General features: G+C 48.8%; 17 protein-coding genes. 7 read left to right on the plus strand and 10 right to left on the minus strand.

Annotated features, from left to right (window positions below; all coding sequences use genetic code 11):
- Positions 1–5 precede the first annotated feature (5 nt).
- The 7 genes from QOS10_RS00680 (at position 6) to QOS10_RS00710 (ending at position 5709) form a co-directional block, all read left to right on the plus strand.
- Positions 6–284, plus strand: coding sequence for a head-tail connector protein (locus QOS10_RS00680; protein WP_283593078.1), 279 nt, complete (start codon positions 6–8; stop codon positions 282–284).
- Entirely contained in the window at positions 284–667 is a 384-nt protein-coding gene (locus tag QOS10_RS00685; RefSeq protein WP_283593079.1) for a phage head closure protein, read from the plus strand. Before QOS10_RS00680 ends, QOS10_RS00685 begins: the two co-directional genes overlap by 1 nt.
- Entirely contained in the window at positions 654–1067 is a 414-nt protein-coding gene (locus tag QOS10_RS00690) for a phage holin family protein (protein ID WP_283593080.1), read from the plus strand. The genes QOS10_RS00685 and QOS10_RS00690 overlap by 14 nt, the downstream gene beginning before the upstream one ends.
- A complete protein-coding gene (locus QOS10_RS00695) occupies positions 1064–1942 on the plus strand; it encodes a GH25 family lysozyme (RefSeq protein ID WP_047767202.1) in 879 nt (292 codons plus the stop codon). Before QOS10_RS00690 ends, QOS10_RS00695 begins: the two co-directional genes overlap by 4 nt.
- Before the next feature lie 266 nt (positions 1943–2208).
- Positions 2209–2442 carry an SHOCT domain-containing protein gene (locus tag QOS10_RS00700; RefSeq protein ID WP_047767200.1) on the plus strand — a complete coding sequence of 78 codons (234 nt, stop codon included), beginning with the start codon at positions 2209–2211 and terminating at the stop codon, positions 2440–2442.
- Between the two features lie 35 nt (positions 2443–2477).
- Positions 2478–4139: a recombinase family protein gene (locus QOS10_RS00705; protein ID WP_086141760.1), complete on the plus strand. Its 1662-nt coding sequence runs from the start codon at positions 2478–2480 to the stop codon at positions 4137–4139.
- Positions 4132–5709, plus strand: coding sequence for a recombinase family protein (locus QOS10_RS00710; protein ID WP_098034975.1), 1578 nt, complete (start codon positions 4132–4134; stop codon positions 5707–5709). Before QOS10_RS00705 ends, QOS10_RS00710 begins: the two co-directional genes overlap by 8 nt.
- A 23-nt stretch (positions 5710–5732) precedes the next feature.
- On the opposite strand, the gene QOS10_RS00715 is transcribed toward QOS10_RS00710, so the two are convergent.
- The 10 genes from QOS10_RS00715 to ligA all read right to left on the minus strand — a co-directional run bounded on the left by QOS10_RS00715 (position 5733) and on the right by ligA (position 16893).
- Positions 5733–6344 (minus strand): DUF3841 domain-containing protein, encoded by a 612-nt coding sequence (locus QOS10_RS00715; protein ID WP_283593081.1) that lies wholly within the window; start codon positions 6342–6344, stop codon positions 5733–5735.
- A 2-nt stretch (positions 6345–6346) separates the two neighbouring features.
- Positions 6347–7234 (minus strand): restriction endonuclease, encoded by an 888-nt coding sequence (locus QOS10_RS00720; protein ID WP_072575333.1) that lies wholly within the window; start codon positions 7232–7234, stop codon positions 6347–6349.
- A gap of 373 nt (positions 7235–7607) precedes the next feature.
- Positions 7608–8984, minus strand: coding sequence for a 23S rRNA (uracil(1939)-C(5))-methyltransferase RlmD (gene rlmD / locus QOS10_RS00725; protein WP_283593082.1), 1377 nt, complete (start codon positions 8982–8984; stop codon positions 7608–7610).
- Between the two features lie 121 nt (positions 8985–9105).
- The gene (locus tag QOS10_RS00730; protein ID WP_283593083.1) at positions 9106–9231 is read right to left on the minus strand and encodes a hypothetical protein; all 126 of its coding nucleotides are present in this window, start codon (positions 9229–9231) and stop codon (positions 9106–9108) included.
- Positions 9232–9350: 119 nt separating this feature from the next.
- Complete coding sequence (locus QOS10_RS00735) at positions 9351–10361, minus strand: diacylglycerol kinase (protein WP_283593084.1); 1011 nt, start codon at positions 10359–10361, stop codon at positions 9351–9353.
- 16 nt (positions 10362–10377) lie between these two features.
- Complete coding sequence (gene gatB / locus QOS10_RS00740) at positions 10378–11802, minus strand: Asp-tRNA(Asn)/Glu-tRNA(Gln) amidotransferase subunit GatB (protein WP_283593085.1); 1425 nt, start codon at positions 11800–11802, stop codon at positions 10378–10380.
- 1 nt (position 11803) lies between these two features.
- A complete protein-coding gene (gatA, locus tag QOS10_RS00745; RefSeq protein ID WP_283593086.1) occupies positions 11804–13276 on the minus strand; it encodes an Asp-tRNA(Asn)/Glu-tRNA(Gln) amidotransferase subunit GatA in 1473 nt (490 codons plus the stop codon).
- On the minus strand, positions 13276–13593 hold the full coding sequence (gene gatC, locus QOS10_RS00750) for an Asp-tRNA(Asn)/Glu-tRNA(Gln) amidotransferase subunit GatC (RefSeq protein ID WP_283593087.1): 318 nt from the start codon (positions 13591–13593) through the stop codon (positions 13276–13278). Before gatC ends, gatA begins: the two co-directional genes overlap by 1 nt.
- Positions 13594–13732: 139 nt before the next feature.
- Entirely contained in the window at positions 13733–14851 is a 1119-nt protein-coding gene (locus tag QOS10_RS00755; RefSeq protein WP_283593088.1) for a CamS family sex pheromone protein, read from the minus strand.
- 2 nt (positions 14852–14853) lie between these two features.
- Positions 14854–16893 (minus strand): NAD-dependent DNA ligase LigA, encoded by a 2040-nt coding sequence (gene ligA / locus QOS10_RS00760; RefSeq protein WP_283593089.1) that lies wholly within the window; start codon positions 16891–16893, stop codon positions 14854–14856.
- Positions 16894–16904: the final 11 nt, after the last annotated feature.

Below are 16904 nucleotides of genomic sequence, written 5' to 3' on the forward strand. Positions count from 1 at the left end.
GAAATGTGGCTGCTATTACTTTGGACGAAGCAAAAGCCTACCTGAGGGTTGATAACACTGTTGAAGATGACCTCATCACAAAGTTGATTGGATCAGCTACCGCCACCGTTGAAAATGTTCTACGGCAACCCTTATCTGCTTTTGATTCTCTTCCCGATGATATTCATACCGCCATTCTTTACACAACTGCTTATCTCTATGAGTATCGTGAAACGGCTGACTTTGATGCCATGATCAAATTTCTCCGTGCAATCTTGTCTCCTTACAGGAAGGAGGATTTTTAATGCAACAACAAAATAAACGTGTCAGTAAGATTGCTGATATTGGTGAGCTAGATCGTCGCATTACGCTAATGAAAAAGAAATATGTCGGCGAAAATCCTAATACTGGAATGTCGATGTACAAGGATGTTCGCCTGGGCGATGTGTGGGCAAAAGTTTCTGCCCTACACGGTCAGGAATACTACACAGCGGTCACGGTGAAATTGGAAAAACAACTGTCATTCATCATCCGATACCGTGATGATGTTGACGAAGAAACCAACATTTGGTTTGAAGGTCGTGGCTACAATATTGGTTTTATTGATGACGTCAAGTATAACCATGAGTACCTGGAAATTAAGGCTGAATATTCGAGAGGAGTTGATAATCCGAATGAAGACAACTAGTTTAGCGGTAATTAATACATGCTTTGGTGCAATTGGGGCTTTCCTCGGCTGGTTCTTAGGCGGACTGGATGGTTTTCTATATGTTCTACTCATTTTCATGGTAGTGGACTATATCACCGGAGTGCTTTGTGCCATTAACGAACATAAACTCTCCAGTGAAATTGGCTTTCGTGGGCTTACGCGCAAAGTGTTAATTCTATTATTGGTCGGTATTGCACATTGCCTTGATATTTACCTATTAAAGAACGGTTCCGCTATCCGCACTGCTACGATTTTCTTCTATATCTCTAATGAGGGCATTTCATTACTAGAAAATACCAGTCGCTTAGGTCTACCTGTGCCCGATAAGTTAAAGAGTGTCCTCCAACAATTACATGATAAGGATGGTGATCATCAATGATTTCTGGAATTGATGTTTCTGAATGGCAAGGCCATGTGGATTTCAATGCGGTCAAAGCAAGTGGTGTTAAATTCGTTCTAATCCGAGCTGGTTATGGTCGGTCAGCAAGCCAAGAAGACCGTTACTTTGCAGAACATTATACCCAAGCCAAAGCAGCTGGTTTACAAGTGGGTGCCTACTGGTATTCCTATGCCGTTTCTCCCGCTGATGCAGCCAATGAAGCCCGGGCCTGTTTAACCGTCCTTGGTAATCGTCATTTTGATTTTCCAATCTACTTTGACTTAGAAGAAAAGTGGCAGTTTGCCAATGGTCGTAACTTCTGTGATAGCTTAGTGAAAAGCTTTTGTAGTGTTTTGGAACAAAATGGTTGCTATGCCGGACTGTATATTTCGCGATCACCACTGCAAAATTACATTTCACCTTCCGTCGCTCAACGCTATGCTGTCTGGGTGGCTGAATATGGTCCGTGTTGTAACTACAATGGTAATTACGGAATCTGGCAACATTCCTCTACTGGTTCTGTTCCAGGTGTCAATGGCAACTGTGATCTAGATTATGCCTACATTGACTACGCAGCTGTCATTAACAAAAAGCAGCCAGTTACCAGGAAGAACCCTGATGAGCTAGCTGTTGAAGTCTTAAATGGTCAATGGGGTAATGGTACCGATCGTCAACAGCTCTTAACCGCTGCTGGTTATGACTATGCGGTGGTCCAAGAAAAGGTTAACCGTCTCTTGAACCGTAAGTCAGTTGACCAAATTGCACGCGAAGTTATCCGAGGATCCTGGGGAAATGGTAATGAACGAATCAACCGCTTGAAGCAAGCCGGCTATGACCCCACCCAAATTCAAAAACGAGTTAATCAATTATTGTAACTTTTGCCTGTGGACTCCGGTCTGCAGGCTTTTTTCTTTTACCATAACAAAAAGCCAACCATATAAGATGGTTAGCTCTTCCTAAACTGTGGTTGGAGTCAAACAAGACTTCTTCTCAAATAAAACACGTATCTCAGATCACGCTTGAGGGTCAGAGTAGCGACCTCGCCCTCTTACTATATATTAAAGAATCTGTTTCAATTAGCAAGTTGATTTGAGGGTTTACTTTTCTACTTCCGCTGGCTTATTAGTGGAGGTAATTAAAAATGATAAAGAAAGTTCAAGCGGTAACTCATCAACCACTGCAATCAATAAAGAATAATATTAGTTCAGAACAATTATTGAATGATTTGCATTATCAACAATCAAAACAAATCATTCAAGTTCTACTCAACAAGGGTCTAATCTCAACCACTGAATTTAAGGAAATTGATGACTTAAATAAACAATCATTTCCGCCCTTATTAGGACCAGGAAGTGTTGATACATCAAGGTTCTAGAGCTAACATACCACACTGACGAAAGGAGGTTTGTCATGTCAACCATTACCAAAATTCAAGGTTACCAACATGATGTCAAGCAACTCCGTGTGGCAGCCTACTGTCGAGTTTCAACCGATAATTTTGAACAACTAGAAAGTCTTGAAAATCAACGTGCCCATTATCAAAAGTACATTAACAACCACCCTAATTGGGAGCTGGCTAAGATCTACTATGATGAAGGAATCTCAGGCACCAAGATGACCAAGCGGAACGCCTTAAAAGAATTACTAACTGATTGTCATAATCACCGGATTGACCTCGTGGTGACCAAATCAATTAGCCGTTTGTCACGAAATACAACTGATTGTTTGCAGATTGTCCGGGAATTACAGCAATTGAATATTCCAATTATCTTTGAGAAAGAGCATATCAATACTGGAGCAATGGCCAGTGAGTTATTTCTATCGATTCTTAGCAGTATTGCCCAGGATGAATCCCACTCAACTGCCGGAAATCTACGCTGGGCAATCAGGAAACGTTTTGCTAGTGGCAAATTCCATGTATCCTCAGCACCCTATGGATATTCAATTGAGGATGGCAACTTAGTTATCAACCATACTGAAGCAAAGACTGTACGACAAATCTTTCAACGATTTCTAAGTGGAACATCAGCCAGTCAAATTGCTAAAGAATTAAATCAAAAGCAGGTATCAACAAAACGTGGTGGCCAATGGCGTAGTAACACTGTAATTAATATCTTGCGAAACAGTAATTACACCGGTGATATGCTCTGCCAGAAAACCTACCGTGACGATCAATATCATCGTCATTTTAACCAAGGTGAACTCGCTCAATATCTAATTGAAGATCATCACCCTAGTTTGATTAACCATGAAAACTTTAACAGAGTGCAAGTTCTGCTTAAAGAAGCCGTCAAAAAACGCCATATCGAAACTGGCAGCCATAAGTATCAACAGCACTACCTATTTTCTGGCAAAATCATCTGTGGTCAATGTGGGACGATTTTCAAACGACAAACGCGGCCACATAAAATCTACTGGGCCTGCCAGCAACATTTAAGATCTGCTCAGCAATGTCCAACTAAGGCAGTGTCTGAAGCCAGTCTGAAAGCTGCCTTCTGCAATATGATAAATAAGCTAGTTTACAGTAAGAAGTTCTTACTTCAGCCATTGTTAGAAGGCCTGAAAGAAGAAGCTAATGTCAACAGCGATGGTCAACTGATTTCTTTAACTAAGCAAATCAAAGCAAATGACCACAAAGCTGAAACGCTCACCGAATTGATGCATGCCGGTTTATTAGATAAAGCGATCTACGTCAACCAAACCGCTAGACTCGAGCAAGACACTTACCAATGTCAGGAAAAGATTAAACAGCTTAATGGCCAAAATACTGATTCAGCAAATGACTTTGAGGATGTTCGTACCTTATTACGTTGGTGCCATCAAGGGAAACAGCTTACTGAGTTTGATGAAGGTGTATTTCAAGAATTTGTTCAACAGATTGTGGTTAACAGTTCAAACAAAGCAACGTTCATCTTGAAATGTGGATTAAAGCTACCTGAAAAGCTAAACAAAAATGCCACTATCGATGGACACTTTTACCGTGACATCATCAAACAACGTTACAACGATCCAATCAAACAAGCAGAATATTTGTACAGTATTATCGAGAGTGAAGGTGATTTAATTGGGTAAAGTGAGGATTATCCCCGCTCATCAGCAAAAAGGCAATAGCGTTCAACCGCAAAAAAATAGACTACCATTTGAACAGCTCCGAGTGGCGGCCTACTGCCGGGTTTCGACTGATTATGATGAACAAGCCAGTTCATATGAAACTCAGGTGGCTCACTATAAAGAACTAATTCAAAAAGAACCAACCTGGGAGTTTGCAGGTATCTACGCCGATGATGGAATCTCAGGGACTAACACTAAGAAGCGGGAACAATTTAATCAGATGATTGCAGCCTGCAAAGCCGGTAAAATTGACCTGATCGTCACTAAATCAATTAGCCGGTTTGCTCGAAATACCATTGATTGTTTGAAGTATATCCGAGACTTAAAAGCCATCAATGTGGCCATCTTCTTTGAAAAAGAGAACATCAACACCATGGATGCCAAAGGTGAGGTGCTGATTACCATCATGGCTTCTCTTGCCCAACAAGAAAGTGAATCCCTATCGCAAAACGTTAAAATGGGAATCCAGTACCGCTACCAACAAGGTAAGGTCTTCGTCAACCATAATCATTTTCTCGGCTATACCAAGGACGCTCAGGGTAATCTGGTAATTGAACCGGAAGAAGCTAAAGTCATCAAACGGATCTTCTATAGTTATCTAAACGGGATGAGTATGAAGCAAATCGCGGACTCACTCAAAGCTGATGGTATTTTAACTGGTGGTAAAACAAAGAACTGGCAATCCAGCGGTGTTTCAAAAATTCTAAAGAATGAGAAATACATGGGTGATGCTCTATTGCAAAAGACTTACACTGTTGATTTTCTGAGCAAGAAACGCGTCAAGAATAACGGTATCATGCCTCAATACTATGTAGAAAACGACCATCCCGCGATTATTCCCAAGCCGGTATTCATGCAAGTCCAGCAGCTCATCAAACAACGACAAAATGGGATCACTACTAAGAATGGTAAGCACCGGCGACTTAACGGCAAATATTGTTTCTCCCAAATAGTCTTTTGTGGAAAATGCGGCGACATTTTTCAACGGAATATGTGGTACCGACCAGAAAAGGTAGCAGTCTGGCGTTGTGCTAGTCGAATAAAGCGAAGCAAAACCGGAAGGCGATGCATGATTAGAAATGTCAAAGAACCACTGCTAAAGGAAGCCACCGTAGAAGCCTTTAACCAGCTCATTGAAGGACACGAGTTAGCTGGCAAACAGATCAAGGCTAACATTATGAAGGTCATCAAAAATTCTAAAGGACCTACCCTTGATCAACTCGATAAGCAACTGGAAGAGGTCCAAATGCAGCTAATCCAGGCCGCCAACCAGCATCAAAATTGCGATGCCCTCACCCAGCAAATCATGGATTTACGAAAGCAAAGAGCAAAGGTGCAAAGCCGTGAAGCTAAACAGCGAGCAAAACTACACAGCATTGATGAAATCAACAAACTGATCGAATTCCACAAATATGGCTTAGTGGACTTTGATGAGGATTTGGTTCGTCGCCTAGTAGAAAAAATCACCATCTTCAAACGCTACATGGAGTTCAAGTTCAAAGATGGTGAAGTTATCAGAATTAACAAATGAAATTTAGCTTATTCGGCACTTAGCTATTTTGGCTGGGTGCTGTTTTTGATTAGCTGAACTTTTTTCCCTTTTTGCAGTCGCCACACCTTACGGATCTGATCCTTTTTTATTGCCCAAAAGCACGCCTGAACAACATCACCATTTACTTCCCACTCACCGTGTCGAGGAGTGATATCAAAAATGCGTTGCCAGGATTCTTCTTTCACTCGCTGTTGCTGGTTTACAGTTAGATTATCGAACCATTTTTCTTTACAATCCCATTCTTCATCACTCTTGGCGTCAGAATAATACAAGTCATTCAAGACAAAGTGCCATCCTTGAAAGTCACTTAGTAATACCTTTTTCTCGGGAATCTCAAGTTCAATACATACTTCATCTGGATAATCTTTGACCCATCTGAAGTCGGGACGCCGATGTTGATAATCACGACTCCGATACCAGGCCCAAATTGGGTATGTATCTTTTTTATTGGACGGTCCAATCTGCTTAATCATTTGTTGAATCATCCAGTGATAAGCTCTAGAAAAGTCATGATCATCTTTTAGGTTAATGGAAAGCTCCGGATTACAAAAAAAGATCCCTTCATCCATAATCTTTTGATAAACCTTATAAGGTTGTATCGTCCAAACAATCATGCCTAGTCCTTATCTAAATAGAAACTCTTTAGACGATAAGTGGTTACTGGTTCAACGTAATAATTGTACTTTGCAACCAAGTCACAAATCTGGTCTCCATTGATCAGGGTAATAATCCGTGTTCCTTCCCGTGCAGTCTTAACCGCTTCTCTCGTGAAGTCAGAGTTAGTGATGAAGATACCAAACTCAGCGTTAAATTTGTCCATTGCACCACGAAACTTATCAATTTCTGGGGCTGACACTTTGCCTTGCCAACGTTTAGCCTGAAGTGCTACCCGAGTAGTACGGTAATCATCCGAACGAACGTAGCCGAAGCCATCTAAGCCACCATCAGCAACATACTGAACGCCAATTTCATCTTCAACATCAATGCCCATTTTAGTAAGCAGGCCTCGACAAAAGAGTTCAAACTTCTTTGGATTCATCTTCATCAATGCATCAAGGAGCTGCTGACGCCATGGTTCATCAACTTCATCTGTATCCTCCTGATCGTCAGTATCATCAATATCGGAATCGGTAATCCTATTCTGTCTTTGTTCACTAATCATCTTTTCAACAACTGGCCGTACATCATGAGCACCATCAAAAGTTGACAGATTTACATTCCGTCCCTTTTCTGATAATTGCAGCAAACGCCCATCTTGGCTAAGATATCCAGTCATGATGAGATATTTAATTGCATAATTTAGTGTCCACGCAAAAGGACTATATTTTCTTCCCGTCTTTTTAGATACCCTAATTCGATCAACTTCATCTTCTGAAATCATATCAGAATTGTCATGGATGTCTTGACGAATTTCTTTTCTTGAAACCTGTCCACCTAAACGATGCATTGATTTTAGTACTTCATTCATCGTTAGATTTTCAATGTTTATTTGTCGATTTGCCATCTTATTACCCGCCTTAAAATTCTTCTTATATTAATTTTATACGTCGAGTACACAATTGTCCTGCGAATTTTCCATTTTTCAGGCAATTCTGATAAAACCCAATATCACAATCGTTAACTCAACCCTCAGCACTATATCTGCATGTTTTCGCATCAGCCACAAACATCGTTATCTCAACCTTTAGCCTAGCTTTCATTACCATCATACCCACGACTTGCCAAACTGGACATCCGTACACACGACTATCGAAATAGGACATAGAGAACTCGACCCTCCAGTCCAAAATCAAAAAAGTGTGCAGATTCCAATCGTTTGGGAAGGAAAATGCACACTTTCAATCAGCTATAAATACCGTCATACCGGCGTTTATCGGCTATTTTTCTGTACGTTCAAGGACAGTAACGCTCTCAACATGCGTCGTCTGTGGGAACTGATCCACCGGCTGAATCGGCTTAACCACGTGGTAGCCCTGCTCACCGAAGCGCTTGATGTCCCGCACCAGGGTCGCCGGGTTGCAAGATACGTAGATCACCTTCTGCGGTCCCATCTTACCAGTGGCTTCGATCAGGGGTTCCGCCAAGCCCTTGCGTGGTGGATCGACGATGACCACGTCCGGTTTCAGACCCGCTGCCTGCCACTTGGCAAACTGCTCTTCCGCCTTGCCGACTACAAACTTGGCATTCTTAATTCCGTTCCGCTTGGCATTGTGCTTGGCATCCTCGATTGCGGCGGGCACGATTTCGACCCCGTAGACCTGCTTGGCATGCTTGGCCACCGCCAGGGAAATCGTCCCAATCCCACAGTAAGCATCGATCACGGTCTGACTGCCGTCCAGCCCGGCGTTGTCGATGGCCGTCTGGTAGAGGCGCTCAGTCTGTTGCGGGTTGACCTGGTAGAAGGACAATGGCGAGATCGCAAAGTCGATTCCCAGCAACTGGTCGTGGATTTCGTCCTTGCCCCACAGTGTCTTGTCCTGGTCACCCAGCAGGCGGTTGGTCCGCTTATCGTTGATGTTCTGGACAATACTCTTGACCTCTGGCACGCCAGCCACGATGCCTTTAACGATCTGATCCGCCATCGGCAGGCGCTTGGTATTCGTGACCAGCACGACCATCACCTCATGGCTGTAGTAACCCCGGCGCACCATCACCGTCCGGATTACCCCCTTGCCAGTCCGTTCATCATACGGCGTCACATGGTACTGGCGCAGGAGATCGCGGACCACCACGATGGCCTTATCAATCTGCGGATCCTGAATGTAAAAGTCCTCGATCGGTACCAGGGTGTGGCTGCCCCGCTTGTAGAAACCAGTCTGGAGCTGGCCATGCACCATCTTCACCGGTACCTGGGCCTTGTTCCGGTAGTGGTATGGTGTTGTCATCCCCATCGTCGGCAGGACGTCGATATCGTCCAGGTGGGCCTTCTCCAGGAGCTCCTTGATCTGGTGCTGCTTGAACTTCAGTTGAGCCGCGTACTTCAGGTGCCCCAGCGGCGCAATCCCAGTCTGGATGTACTTCTTATCCTTCACGTCCACCCGGTCAGGACTCTTGGTCTGCCATTCCATCACCCGGCCCCAGGCGAAGTGACTGGCCACCTTGGTGATCTTAACCGTGATCTCCTCACCTGGCAGGGCATTCGGCACGAAGACCGGGAAGTCATCGATCTTGACGACCCCGTTGCCCTCGTAGGTCAGGTCGACCACCTTAGCCGGGTACTCTTCATTCTTATGAACTGGAATATTTAGTTTCAAGGTTATTCCTCCGTTTTCTCGTAATTGACTTCTCCTATTATAGCAAATAAACGGCCAACTTCTTAATCGGAAGCCAGTCGTTTATTCTTTTTCGCAGCGGTCTTCACATCATCAGCTGACATTACTTATCCCTTAGCCGTTCCATTAGCTCCTTATTGTCATCAAACAATCGATCAATCGTTGCAATCGTTTGGTCATCCTGCCCCTTCTTAGGAGTTACCGCCTGATCATCATTTAGCTCTTGCACACTACCACCCCACAATTACATTATGTTCAATCATACCAAAACAAGCAGCCCATGCCAAAGCTCAGACATGGACTGCTTGTTTACTAGATGCGTGTGCTGGGTGCACTGCGCACTTTTAGTTACTTTTTCTTATCTTCGCTATTAATCTTGTCGATCCCCTCGACAAAGTCCTTCTCAACCCGCTTGAAGTCAGCTGACTCTGTGATCGCGTCATCCGGAATCTCGTCCAGGTTGGCAATCACTTCAAGGTGCTGCTTCAGGTCGTGGAACTTCATTGGGGCATCCCCACCGTATTCACCATCCAGGTTGATCATGATCCGGTCATCCTTGTTCAGCGGCGTCACTTCCACGTCCGTCGCCTTGGCATAGATGATTCCGGGGTCACCGATGTGCTTCCCCTGGAGAGCCTTGGCCATCAGACTCATCATGTCGATCAGGCTGCTCTTCTTCACGATGATCATCGTGAACTTCCCGTCATCCAGGGAAGCGTCCGGCACGATCTGCTCGAAACCGCCGACTGAGTTCGTCAGGGCCAGGAAGATCGTCGAGGCCTTTCCACGGTACTCCTGGTCATCGTACTTGATGTCAACGTCAACCGGCTTGACCCGTGGCAGGAGTTCGGCCCCCTTAGCCAGGTAAGCCGCGTAGCCAAACAGCGACTTCATCTGGGATGGGACGTCATAGGTCAGCTCGGTCAGGGTTCCCCCAGCCGCAATGTTCATGAAGTAGTTGTCACCGGCCTGGCCGATGTCAATCTTGAACTTCTTGTTCTTGCGGAGGATCAGCTTGGCCGCTGCGATCGGATCATCACGCGGAATCCGCAGGGCCCGCGCATAATCGTTCGTCGTCCCGGCCGGAATAATGGCCATCGTTGGCCGGTGTTCCAGCCCGGCGATCCCGTTAACGACCTCATTGAGCGTCCCGTCACCACCGGCCGCCACGATCAGGTCAAAGCCTTCCTCGGCTGCTCGACGCGCCTCGTTCTTCGCCGAATTTGGGGCGGGGGTTGTTGCGAAGGCGCTGGTCTCGTAACCGGCCTGCTCGTAAATCGACAGGATGTCCACCAGATCATTGCGCAGGGCCTCCCGACCAGAAGTGGGGTTATAAATCACTCGCGCACGTTTTCGCATGACAATCCTCCTTCGATTACAGGGCAGCTAATGACTTCTTCAGCAGCTGGGTAACCATCTGTGGGTTGGCCTTTCCGCGGGTCTGCTTCATGATCTGACCCATCAGGAAGCCGAATGCCCGGTCCTTACCACTCTTGTAGTCGTCGATGGACTGCTGGTTGTTAGCCAGCACGTCGTCAACGATTGGCTGCAATTGAGCTGGATCAGACAGTTGAACCAGACCATGTTCTTTGGCGTAGGCGCTTGGTTCTTCACCGTTCAGGATTCCCTTGAAGACCTTCTTGGCCATCTTGGACGAGATGGTACCGTCTTCGATCAGCTTGACCATCCCGGCCAGGTTGGCAGGCGTCAGCTTGGTCTCTGGCAGGTCGAGGTGCTGGTCATTCAGGTAGGAGTTCACATCGTTCATCAGGTAGTTGGCAACCCGCTTTGGATCGCCGCCATCCTTGACGGCTTCCTCGAAGAAGTCAGACATTTCCTTCGTCTGGGTCAGCACCATGGCGTCGTAGTCAGTCAGACCGAGGTCGTCAACATAGTGCTTCCGCCGTTCACCCGGCATCTCAGGCATCTCGGATTCTATCTCCTTGATCCATTCGTCACTGACGTTAAGGTCAGGGATATCTGGTTCCGGGAAGTAACGGTAATCGTCCGCCCCTTCCTTGGTCCGCATGGAAACCGTGGTCCCGGTTGGTTCGTCGTAACGACGGGTCTCCTGGGCAATGTGGCCACCAGACATCAGGACGTTTTGGTGCCGCTTCTCTTCGAAGGCCAGGGCCTTGCGGACGTAGTTGAAGGAGTTGATGTTCTTCATTTCCGTCTTAGTCCCGAACTTCTCGGAGCCGACTGGCCGGATGGAGATATTGGTGTCGACACGCATCGACCCTTCTTCCATCTTCACGTCAGAGATCCCGGTGAACTGGATCCGCTGCCGCAGGGCTTCCAGGTAGGCCACCGCTTCTTCTGGGGAAGCAATATCCGGCTTGGAGACGATTTCGATCAGCGGCGTCCCCTGACGGTTAAGGTCAACATAGGAGTACTTGCTGGTGTGGGTGTTCTTACCGGCATCTTCTTCGATGTGCATCTCTTCGATCCCGATCTTCTTCTTCTTGCCGTCGACCTCGATTTCGATCCAGCCATCGTGTGCGATTGGCGTGTCAGACTGGGTGATCTGGTAGGCCTTCGGGTTATCTGGGTAGAAGTAGTTCTTCCGGTCGAAGTGCATGTGGTGCGCGATCTGGGCGTGCAGGGCCAGGCCGGCCATGATCCCATCACGGACAACGCCCTTGTTCAGGGTTGGCAAAACACCAGGGTAACCCCAGTCGATCACGTTGGTGTTGGCGTTTGGCTGGTCACCATATTCTACCGGTGATGGACTGTAAATCTTTGAATTCGTCTTTAATTCAACGTGGACTTCGAGCCCAATGGTTGTTTGAAAGTTCATCTTAGTTTTGGCCCCCTAACTTTGGTGCTTCCTTGTGGAAGTCAGTCGTCTGTTCGAAGACGTAACCAGCGTTGTAGATGGTCTGTTCATCGAATGGCTTCCCGATGATCTGCAGGCCAACTGGCATCCCGTTCTCAGCAGAGAAACCGGCAGGAACGGACATGGATGGCAGGCCGGCCATGTTAACTGGCACGGTCAGGACATCGTTCATGTACATCTTCTTTGGATCGTCAATTTCCGCCCCAATCTTGAAGGCCGTTGATGCACCAGTAGCCCCGAGGATCAGGTCGTGGTCCTTGAAGACGTCATCAAAGTCTTGGGCGATCAGGCGACGAACCTTAGCGGCCTTGTTGAAGTAGGCGTCGTAGAAACCAGCAGACAGGGAGAAAGTCCCCAGCATGATCCGGCGCTTAACTTCCTCACCGAAGCCTTCAGAACGAGAACGAACGTAGACGTCTTCCAGGTTCTTGACATCCTTAGCCCGGAAGCCGTAGCGAATCCCATCGTAACGCTGCAGGTTAGATGATGCTTCGGATGATGCCAGGATGTAGTATGCCGGTACCCCGTACTTGGTGTGTGGCAGACTGACTTCATCAATGATAGCGCCCAGTGATTCCAGGTGATCCAGGGCGGCCTTGATAACATCGTGAACGTCTTCGTCCAAGTCATCGAAGTATTCCTTTGGCACGGCAATCCGCAGACCCTTAACGCTGGTGCTGTCGTTCAGGTTAGCAGCCCAGTCTGGAACTTCCTTGAGGGAGGAGGTCATGTCGTGTTCATCGTTCCCGGCAATCAGGGAAGTCAGGTAGGCATTGTCCTTAACGGTCCGGGTCAACCAGCCGATCTGGTCGAAACTGGAACCGAAGGCAATGATTCCCCAACGCGAAACCCGGCCATAGGTTGGCTTCATGCCGACCACACCGTTGAAGGAGGCTGGCATCCGGATGGAACCACCAGTATCAGTACCGAGAGCCCCGAGGACATCCCCCGCGGCAACAGCAGCCGCCGAACCACCTGAAGAACCGCCGGGTACCCGGGTCAGGTCCCATGGGTTATGGGAAGTGAAGAAGGCGGAGTTTTCCGTCGAACTCCCCATGGCGAATTCATCCAGGTTGGTCTTCCCAACGTTGATGTAGCCGGCCTTGTTCAGCTTGTCCACAACGGTAGCGTCGTAAACAGGGTTAAAGTGCTCCAGCATCTTGGAAGCGGCCGTCGTCGTCAGGCCCTTCGTCAAGATGTTATCCTTAACTGCCAATGGAACACCAGAAACCAGTTGGTCACCGGCAATCCCGGCCTCGTCAATCTCCTGGGCCCGCTTCATGGCCGCATCCTCGTTCAGATTGATGAAGGCCTTGACCTGGTCTTCGTTGCCCTTGATGTGGTCGAAGGTTTCCTTGGTCAGTTCCGTGGCGCTGATCTTCTTGTTGACCAGGTCATCGTGCAACTGGGTCAGATCGGTTTGATAGAAATCCATTATTCGCCGTCCTCACTTTCATCAATGATTGCTGGAACCTTAATGTAGCCGCCATCAGTGTCAGGGGCGTTCTTCAAGAGCGCCTCGACTTCTTCTTTTGATGATTTAACGGCCTTGTCTTCACGCATCACGTTGACCCGGTCGGTAGCTGAAGTCATTGGTTCAACTCCATCGGTATCAACGGCAGTGAGGTCTTCAAACATGTCAATAATGCTTCCTAATTGAGTGGTAAACTTGCCCAGCTCATCCTTGGGGAATTCAAGCTTAGCAAGTTCAGCAACGTGTTCTACTTGTTGCTCAGTGATTTTACTGGCCATTCTCTCTACCTCTTTTCCAGTAATTTTGTATACATACAATTTATAATTTTAGCACAGAATACCGTTAATTTTTATCAAAGCATCCCGATAAATCAAAATCAGCCGGACCGGACAAACCGATCGGGCTGATTGATTAAGCTTAGTATGACGTCAGAATGTGGGTCCGGAAAGTATCGGAACCGGAATCCCGGTAAACGATTGCTTGCATCTCGGAGTCGGACTGGATCCGGATGTCAATTGGAATCCCGTTTGGCAGGTACTTATTAGCGGCCCGCGCAATGTACTGGGTGAAGCTGGTGATCTCAGACTGGCTGTAGAACTGGGTCGTCACAGTGATGTGCATCCCGTCCAGCTGCCCGTTGTTGTACTGGGCCTGGGCCGTAACCCCGCTCAGGTTCGGGAAGAAACTCTGGATCTGACTCTTGAAGTTAGAGAAGCTGTCGCTATCAGTCTGACTGGCACTGCCTGTGGAGCTGGTCGTGCCGCTGGCCTTTGGCAGAACCACGGTCTTGTAGTTCAGCTTGTGCCAGCTGCTGATCGTGCTGCCGCTGTTCTTGCTGTAAGCATAGAAGCTGCCGCCGACCAGGCTGTCATCTGGGGCCTGCTTGTAGAGGGCAATCACGATTGGCACATTGCCGACACCGGCCTTCTTACGAACCCGCTTCAAAACCTTGGCCGCGGCAATTTCACCCTGACGCTTGACCTCGGCGTCACTGATCTTCTTGGTATAGCTTGGGCCGTCAGTCTTCTTCTTGTAGTTGTATTCGGAGTTGATCCCGATCCCGATGGTCATCCCCCGCAGCTTCATTGAGTTACCGCTATTCTCCATGTAGTCCTGTTCCTCAATCTGCTGAACGTAGATTGGATTAGGATCGCTCTTCTTCCCCTCGGCCGGGTTCAGGCCTGCCGGGTTATCCTTCGTCTTCCGGCCGAGCCAATTTTCAATCGTGTCCGAATTTAGGTACTGGCCTTCCTGGAAGATGTAATTCTTTGGCGAGAAGACCCGCTTGGAAACCTGAGTCAAACCGTTTTCAAAACTCTTCAGGTTGTACTGGTTATCATTTTGGCTAACATTGATTCCCCGTGCCTTGCTGGTCTTGTAACGACCGCCTTGAATTACCCCTTGGTAGTTGCCGCTACCCGAACCGGTCGTGGTGTAATTCTTGGACGAGGATGAGTGACCGCCGCATGATGCCAGAACCAGGCTGGTCATCAGGATCATCGTGGCAGCGGTAATTTTCTTTAGTTTCGCATTCACGTTTATTCTTCCTCCTGCATTGCTTGGTGGAACCGGGCCTCGTCCCAAACGGTGATCCCGAGGTCCTGGGCCTTCGTCAGCTTGCTGCCGGCAGCCGTTCCTGCAATGACAATGTCTGTTTTCTTTGATACGCTTCCGGTTACCTTGGCCCCGTGAGCCTCCAGCCACTGCTTGGCCGCCCCCCGGGTCATCTCTTCCAGCTTCCCGGTCAGAACGACGCGGCGGCCGCTCCATTTACTCTCCGTGTTGGCGGTAACGGCGGGACCCTGGTAGTTGAAGTTGAGACCCGCATCCCGGAGCTCATCGATCAGTGCTACCACCTGCGGATTGGCAAAGTAGGTGTGAACACTCTCACCGATGATCGGGCCGATGCCATCGACCGCCGCAACCTCGTCGGCCGTGGCCGCCATCAGCCGGTCAAGGTTGCCAAAATGGGTCATGATCTGCCGGGCCGCCTTGGCGCCGACGTGCCGGATACCGAGGCCGAATAATAAGCGCTCGACAGAATTATTACGACTATTGTCGATTGATGTCAATAGGTTGTTGGCGGATTTGTCCCCAAATTTATCTAATGTTAACAATTGGTCGTAATTTAGCCGGTACAGGTCGGCCACATCCCGGATCAGCTTTTTGTCCCAGAGCTGCTGAATGATCTTCGGCCCCAAGCCATCGATGTTCATCGCGTTTCGGGAGGCAAAGTGGGCCAGGCCCTCCTTGATTTGGGCCGGGCACATCGGGTTGATGCAGCGCAGGGCGACCTCATCGTCTAAGTGAACCAGCTCGGCACCGCAGACGGGACACTTAGTCGGGATCTCGTATTCCTGGCTGTCAGTGGGCCGCTTCTTGAGGTCGACCCGGGAGATCTCGGGAATAATGTCGCCGGCCTTGTGCAGGTAGACGGTGTCACCAAGGCGGATGTCCTTCTCCCGCAGGTAATCTGGGTTGTGCAGGGAGGCCCGGCTGACCGTAGTCCCGGCCAGCGGCACGGGATCCATCACCGCAGTCGGCGTCACGTTCCCGGTCCGGCCGACTGTCCAGACAATATCCCGGACAACTGTCGCCTGTTCCTCCGGCGGGAACTTGTAGGCAATCTCCCAGCGGGGGACCTTTACCGTGTTCCCCAGGGCGTTTTCGGTAGCCAGGTCATTGACCTTCTCGACGATCCCGTCAATCCCGTAGGACAATTGGTCCCGCTGGGCGGTGTACTCGTCGATGTAGGCCGCAATCTCAGCCTCGTTGTGGACCACCCGGTTGTTCGGGTTGACGCTGAAGCCGAGTTCGCGCATCCGGTCGAGGGCACCCGCCTGGGTCGTCACGCCGATTTTCTGGTATTCCGGCACGTAGTACATGAAGGTCGCCAGGTCCCGCTTGGCCGTCACCTTAGGATCGAGCTGACGCAGGCTCCCAGCCGCAGCGTTCCGCGGGTTGGCAAAGACGGGCAGGCCCGCCGCCTCCCTTTCTTCATTCAATTTTACAAAGGACGCCTTGGGCATGTAACACTCGCCCCGAAACTCCAGGGTCAGCGGTTCCGGCAACTCGTGGGGGATTGACTTGATCGTCATCACGTTGGCAGTCACGTCCTCGCCGATCGTCCCGTTGCCCCGGGTTGACCCCTGAACGAGCTTGCCGTTCTCGTAGACCAGGGAGAGCGACAACCCGTCGATCTTGAGCTCCAGGTTGTACTCCGGCTCCACGGTCACGTCGCCGTTATCCTGCTGGCGCCGGTTGAAGTCCATCAGCTCATCGACCGAGAAGACATCCCCCATTGACAGCATCGGGATGTCGTGGCGAACCTTGGTCAGCTGGGTGGTCACCGCCCCGCCGACCCGTTGTGTTGGCGAGTCTGCCGACTTTAACTCGGGAAACTGGGTTTCGAGCTCCACCAGGCGCTGATAGGCCCGGTCGTAGACGTAATCCTCAACACTGGGGTTGTCCTGCTCGTAGTATTCCTTGCCCCACTGGGTGAGCTGCTTTCTCAAGGGGACAATTTCCTTCTTGGCCGCTGCCAGACTGAGCTGGCTTACTGGTACTTGCTTATCCATTATCTGGCCTC

Origin of the sequence: Limosilactobacillus galli, from assembly GCF_947381495.1 — a bacterium.
Lineage (GTDB): Bacteria > Bacillota > Bacilli > Lactobacillales > Lactobacillaceae > Limosilactobacillus > Limosilactobacillus galli.

Coding starts and splice junctions, on each gene's coding strand:
- QOS10_RS00685 (WP_283593079.1), top strand. CDS start 284: ATGCAACAACAAAATAAACGTGTCAGTAAGATTGCTGATATTGGTGAG.
- QOS10_RS00690 (WP_283593080.1), top strand. CDS start 654: ATGAAGACAACTAGTTTAGCGGTAATTAATACATGCTTTGGTGCAATT.
- QOS10_RS00695 (WP_047767202.1), top strand. CDS start 1,064: ATGATTTCTGGAATTGATGTTTCTGAATGGCAAGGCCATGTGGATTTC.
- QOS10_RS00700 (WP_047767200.1), top strand. CDS start 2,209: ATGATAAAGAAAGTTCAAGCGGTAACTCATCAACCACTGCAATCAATA.
- QOS10_RS00705 (WP_086141760.1), top strand. CDS start 2,478: ATGTCAACCATTACCAAAATTCAAGGTTACCAACATGATGTCAAGCAA.
- QOS10_RS00715 (WP_283593081.1), bottom strand. CDS start 6,344: ATGATTGTTTGGACGATACAACCTTATAAGGTTTATCAAAAGATTATG.
- QOS10_RS00720 (WP_072575333.1), bottom strand. CDS start 7,234: ATGGCAAATCGACAAATAAACATTGAAAATCTAACGATGAATGAAGTA.
- QOS10_RS00735 (WP_283593084.1), bottom strand. CDS start 10,361: ATGCGAAAACGTGCGCGAGTGATTTATAACCCCACTTCTGGTCGGGAG.
- gatB (WP_283593085.1), bottom strand. CDS start 11,802: ATGAACTTTCAAACAACCATTGGGCTCGAAGTCCACGTTGAATTAAAG.
- gatA (WP_283593086.1), bottom strand. CDS start 13,276: ATGGATTTCTATCAAACCGATCTGACCCAGTTGCACGATGACCTGGTC.
- gatC (WP_283593087.1), bottom strand. CDS start 13,593: ATGGCCAGTAAAATCACTGAGCAACAAGTAGAACACGTTGCTGAACTT.
- ligA (WP_283593089.1), bottom strand. CDS start 16,893: ATGGATAAGCAAGTACCAGTAAGCCAGCTCAGTCTGGCAGCGGCCAAG.